Source organism: Luteibacter sp., from assembly GCF_051958795.1.
In the GTDB taxonomy this organism is placed as follows: domain Bacteria; phylum Pseudomonadota; class Gammaproteobacteria; order Xanthomonadales; family Rhodanobacteraceae; genus Luteibacter.
In genome coordinates this window covers 1-5267 of the sequence record NZ_JBQCFT010000090.1, presented here as the reverse complement: position 1 = coordinate 5267, position 5267 = coordinate 1, and the positions used below count along the sequence as shown (strand labels likewise).

The following is a 5267-nucleotide window of genomic DNA, read 5'->3' as shown; positions in this document are numbered from 1 at the left end:
GTCTGCCGCAAGACCCATCGCGCGCAAGCGCGCTCCCACAACGGTTGGCGTAAAAAAAGGCCGCCCATGGGGCGGCCTTTTTGTTTCACACTGAAGAACGCGATGTATCAGGCGTTGGCCTTCGCGCCGTCTTCCACGGTCTCGCGCTTGTCGAGGCGTGCGGCCATGCGGTCGATGTTCGACAGCGACACCAGGTGCGCGTAGATCCAGCCGAAGGCGCCTTCGCGCAGGAACTCGTGCGCAACTTCGGCGCTGAGGTTGCGCAGCTTCTCTTCGTTGATCACGAACAGGCCGTTGAGGTTGATGCCGCGGCCTTCCTTCTGCAGGGTGATGGTGCGCGGCTCGAGCAGGTCGTGCTCGCGCAGCTTGCCCATGAACCACTGGGTGCGGGCGACGTGGTCCTGGAACTCGCCCAGGAAGTTCACGGCGTTGGTCAGGGCCGGGGCGTCGGTGCCGTCTTCATTGAAGAGGCGCTCGCCTTCGGTCTGGTTGAAGCCTTCGTAGGCCTCGTCGAGGAACACGGTGAAGTCGTCGCCCTCGGTGCCGGCCGGCTTCTCGGCCAGCACGAACGGGTAGCGGCGCACGAAAGCCGGGATGTAGATGCCGGTTTCCCAGAAGCCGTTCTCGCCGACCAGCAGGTTTTCACCCTGGCGCAGGCCGAGCAGCGCCATCGGGCCCGCGTCTTCGATGCTGTTGCCAGCGAAGAGGATCGGGAAATCGCGCGCGGCCGGGGCGAACTCGACGCCGGTGAGCGGCACGGAGTGGGCCTTGGCGGCGAAGTTGATGTTGTTCACGGCCTTCAGGCGAAGGTCGCGGTGGGCGGTACGGTTGAGCGCAACCGGACGCTCGTAGAAAAGCACTTCTGCCACTTTCATTCCCTCTAGGACCCGCCTGGCCTGGGAAGCCACCCCGGCCCCCCTTCCAAACCCCGCGGGCTCGTATCGAACGCCCACTATATCAGCGGCGCGTGGCAGGAAAAGCCCCGCAAGAAGCGTACCGGGGCGATGCTTTTCTGTCGTAATTGTGGGGTATGCTCGGGCCAACGCCCCTTGTGGGGCCGGGCCGGAGACCGGCCCGCACGGAGTTCGGCTTGCTGGAACGCTCTTTCGCGCACGTGAAGGACGAGACTAGATGACGATGGAAGTGCTCCAAGAGGACCTCCCGAAGGTGGCGGCATTGCACGCCACCCGGGTCCTTTCCCTCGACGCTTCAGGGCGCATCCTGGACTGGATCAGCTGGCAGGACGCGGTCTGCCTCTATGTCCGCGGCGTGGTCGCCTGGACCCTTGGCGATCCCTGCGTCACCGTCCGCGGCGGCATCAGCCGGGCCTCCGGCCTGCGCAGCAGCCTGGAACTGCACCCCATCGTGGCCAGTACCGGGCACTGCCGGGACCACGCGATCGACCCGGCCCCGGCCCTGACCAACACCGCCCTGTTCGCCCGCGACCGGCACATCTGCCTGTATTGCGGCCACCAGTACACCCGCCACGAACTCACCCGTGACCACGTCGTCCCCCTCTCCAAGCGGGGCGCGGATGAATGGGAGAACGTGGTCAGCGCCTGCCTGGCCTGCAACCTGCGCAAGAGCAACCGGACGCCCCAGCAGGCCAACATGCCGCTGCTCGCGGTGCCCTACCGGCCCAGCTGGGTCGAGCACCTGATCCTCTCCAACCGCAACATCCTGGCCGACCAGATGGAGTTCCTGGTGAGCCACCTGCCGCGGGATCGCCGGCCGGGCTGAACCCTGCCCGGCTTTTGCCCGCAAGGATTCACACCCCGTCCCTTGCCCCAGCCCCGCCTTGGGCGAACAATACGGGGTATGAACGACCTCTCCCGTTACCCCTATCTGGCGCAGATCGAATCGCCGGAGGATCTTCGCCGCTTCCCGGCGGAGGAGCTGCCGGCCATTGCCGACGAGCTGCGCCGTTACCTGATCGAGGCCGTGGCCTCGTCGGGCGGCCATTTCAGCTCGGGCCTGGGCGTACTGGAGCTCACCGTGGCCCTGCACCACGTGTTCGAGACCCCGAAGGACCGCCTGGTCTGGGATGTCGGCCACCAGTGCTATCCGCACAAGATTCTCACCGGCCGCCGCGACCGGATCACCACGATCAAGAGGAAGGACGGCCTGGCCCCCTTCCCGCGCCGCGATGAGAGCGAGTACGACACCTTCGGCGTCGGCCACTCCTCCACCTCGATCTCGGCCGCGCTCGGCATGGCTATTGCCCTGCAGCGCCGTGGCGATAACCGCAAGGTCGTCGCCGTCATCGGCGATGGCGCCTTCACCGCCGGCATGGCCTTCGAGGCCATGAACCACGGCGGCGATGTCGAGCCGAACATGCTGGTGATCCTCAACGACAACGGCATGTCGATCAGCGAGAACGTGGGCGCCATGACCAAGATGGCGGCCCGCGCCATGTCCAGCCGCACGCTCAACGCGTGGCGCGAGCGGGCCAAGAAGGCCATGCCGCGCGAATCCTTCTTCGGCCGCTTCTTCAAGCGCTGGGAGGAACACGCCAAGGGCATGTTCGTGCCGTCCACCCTGTTCGAGGAACTGGGCTTCCACTACACCGGCCCGATCGATGGCCACAACATCGGCCAGCTCGTGCAGGCCCTGGAAACGGTGAAGGACCTGCCGGGTCCGCAGCTGCTCCATGTCATGACGACGAAGGGCAAGGGCTACGAACCTGCCGAAAAGGCGCAGATCGAATACCACGCGGTGGGTCCGTTCGATCCGGTCGCCGGCCTCGTGAAGAAGGGTGCGCCGGCCAAGCCGACCTATACCGACATCTTCAGCGACTGGCTCTGCGACCAGGCCGCCGCCGACGAGCGACTGCTCGGCATCACCCCCGCGATGCGCGAGGGCTCGGGCCTGGTGCGCTTCTCGAAGGAATACCCGCAGCGCTATTTCGACGTGGCGATCGCCGAGCAGCACGCGGTGACGCTTGCCGCCGGCATGGCGGCCGAAGGGGCGAAGCCGGTCGTCGCGATTTACTCGACCTTCCTGCAGCGCGCTTACGACCAGGCCATCCACGACGTAGCCCTGCAGAACCTCGACGTGACCTACGCGATCGATCGCGCGGGTGTCGTCGGCCCGGATGGCGCCACGCATTGCGGCAGCTTCGACATGTCGTTCCTGCGCATCCTGCCGAACATGGTGGTGATGGCGCCGGCCGATGAGAACGAATGCCGGATGATGCTGAGCACGGGTTACGCCTACAACGGCCCGGCCGCCATCCGCTATCCGCGTGGCACCGGCCCGGGGGCGAAGATCTCCGAGGGCCTGGAAACGCTGCCGATCGGCAAGGGTGAAGTGCGCCGCCGCGGCCACCATGGCCTCGCGATCCTTTCGTTCGGCACGATGCTCGCACCGGCCGCGGTCATCGCCGCGGAAGTCGACGCGACGCTGGTGAACATGCGTTTCGTGAAGCCGCTGGATGAAGAGCTCATCCTCGAGATGGCACGCACGCACGAAGCGCTGGTGACGATCGAAGACAACGCGGTCGCCGGTGGCGCGGGCGCGGGTGTCGCCGAGTTCCTCGCATCGAAGGGCGTCACCGTGCCCATCTTCCACCTGGGCCTGCCCGATGAATACCTCGAGCATGGCAGCCGCGAGGAAGTGCTGACGATGGCAGGTCTGGACCTGCCGCAGATCCGCGCGGCGATTCGCGGGCGCTTCCCGCAGTATGTGGCGACGCCGGTGGCTAGCGCGGGCTGAATTGCGCGCCGGTCACGCGATCGCGATCTTCGAGATCGCGCGCGGTAAAAGACTCCTTCCATGGCGAAACATCGAACAGGGCGCGGGAAACCGCGCCCTGGTTGTATCCGTGCTCGAAAAGCAGCCAGCCTTCGCTCGTGAGATGTGCTGGCGCGCCCGTGACGATGCGTCGGATGTCGTCGAGACCGTCAGTACCTGATGACAAGGCCGAGCGTGGCTCGAAACGCAGGTCGCCTTTTTCCAGGTGTTCGTCAGCGTCTTCGATGTACGGCGGATTGCTCACGACGATGTCGTAGCGTTCGCCAGCCACGGGCGCGAACCAGTCGCCATGGAAGAAGCTGACGCGCAGGCCAAGCGCGCGTGCGTTGCGTTGCGCCACCACGAGCGCCGCTTCGCTGGCGTCCAGCGCATGCACGGTGGCATCCGGGCGCTCCTTCGCGATAGCGAGGGCGATGGCCCCGCTGCCCGTGCCAAGATCGAGCAGGCGCCCGCCTTCAGGTAACCGCGCCAGCGCCAGTTCGACCAGCAGTTCGGTTTCCGGCCGCGGAATAAGCGTGGCGGGCGTGACCTCCAGCGGAAGCGACCAGAAGTCGCGGCGGCCGGTAATGTAGGCGACCGGTTCCCCTTTCACCCGGCGCGCGACGAATTCCGCGAAGCGTGTTTCTTCACCTGCCGGGAGAGCGTCATCCGCGTGGGCAAAGAACCAGGCCCGGTTCACACCCAGGGTGTGCGCCAGGAGCAGCTCTGCCTCGAGGCGATCGCCCAGGGCGTGGCTGGCGGAGCGCAGGATCGTGCGGATATCGGTCATGGGCGCATTCTAGCGGGCGGGCGCACCTACAATGCCGCGATGCGCGCCTTCCTCCTCGTCACCGCCCTGCTCTGCCTGACGGCCTGCCATGCCACGTTCTTCGCGGGCATCAATGCCACCGAGTCGGGCGCGGGCGTCGTGGCGCACGAGGGGCTGGTCTACGACCCTGCGCATCGCCTGGCCCTGGACGTATACGCCCCGCCGAAGGCCGACCACGCCCCTGTGGTCATCTACTTCTTCGGTGGGGACTGGCAGCAAGGCAAGCGCCAGTGGGATCGCTGGATGGGCGAGGCGCTGGCGAAGAACGGTGTCGTCGCCGTCATCCCGGACTACCGGTTGTGGCCGGCCGTACCCATGGCCGGGTTCCTGTCCGACGCTGCCAATGTGGTGGGCTGGGTGCACGAACACATCGGGGAGTTCGGGGGTTCACCTGGCGATCTGTTCCTCATGGGCCACTCGTCCGGTGGGCACGTCGCCGCGATGCTGGCCACCGATGCCCGGTGGCTAGGCAAGGTCGGCATGAAGCCGCGCGACCTCGCCGGCTGGATCGGCATGGCCGGCGCATACGACTTCCTTCCCATCGACGACGACGCGGATTACCTGGGCATGTTCGGCACGTCGTCCGCGGAGCAAGCGGCGTCCCAGCCGGTGAACTTCGTGGATGGCGACGAGCCACCCGCCCTGCTCCTCCAGGGTGAGAAGGACACCGAGGTGTATCCTTCTGAAGCGCTATCCATGGCGGCCC

The 5267-nt window shown here is 66.5% G+C and carries 5 protein-coding genes; 3 read left to right on the top strand and 2 right to left on the bottom strand.

Annotated features, from left to right (window positions below):
* Window positions 1–107: 107 nt before the first annotated feature.
* Window positions 108–869: a SapC family protein gene (locus ACTHLF_RS04830; protein ID WP_440325338.1), complete on the bottom strand. Its 762-nt coding sequence runs from the start codon at window positions 867–869 to the stop codon at window positions 108–110.
* Window positions 870–1137: 268 nt separating this feature from the next.
* Here ACTHLF_RS04830 and ACTHLF_RS04825 point away from each other — a divergent pair, with 268 nt between their 5' ends.
* Both ACTHLF_RS04825 and dxs read left to right on the top strand, forming a co-directional pair.
* Window positions 1138–1740 (top strand): HNH endonuclease, encoded by a 603-nt coding sequence (locus tag ACTHLF_RS04825; RefSeq protein WP_247429317.1) that lies wholly within the window; start codon window positions 1138–1140, stop codon window positions 1738–1740.
* 78 nt (window positions 1741–1818) lie between these two features.
* A complete protein-coding gene (dxs, locus tag ACTHLF_RS04820) occupies window positions 1819–3714 on the top strand; it encodes a 1-deoxy-D-xylulose-5-phosphate synthase (RefSeq protein ID WP_440325337.1) in 1896 nt (631 codons plus the stop codon).
* Here dxs and prmC read toward each other — a convergent pair.
* Window positions 3701–4522, bottom strand: coding sequence for a peptide chain release factor N(5)-glutamine methyltransferase (gene prmC, locus ACTHLF_RS04815; RefSeq protein WP_440325336.1), 822 nt, complete (start codon window positions 4520–4522; stop codon window positions 3701–3703). The genes dxs and prmC overlap by 14 nt on opposite strands.
* A 39-nt stretch (window positions 4523–4561) precedes the next feature.
* On the opposite strand from prmC, the gene ACTHLF_RS04810 reads away from it, so the two are divergent.
* Window positions 4562–5267: alpha/beta hydrolase (locus tag ACTHLF_RS04810; protein ID WP_440325335.1), on the top strand; the 706-nt coding region annotated here is incomplete at its 3' end.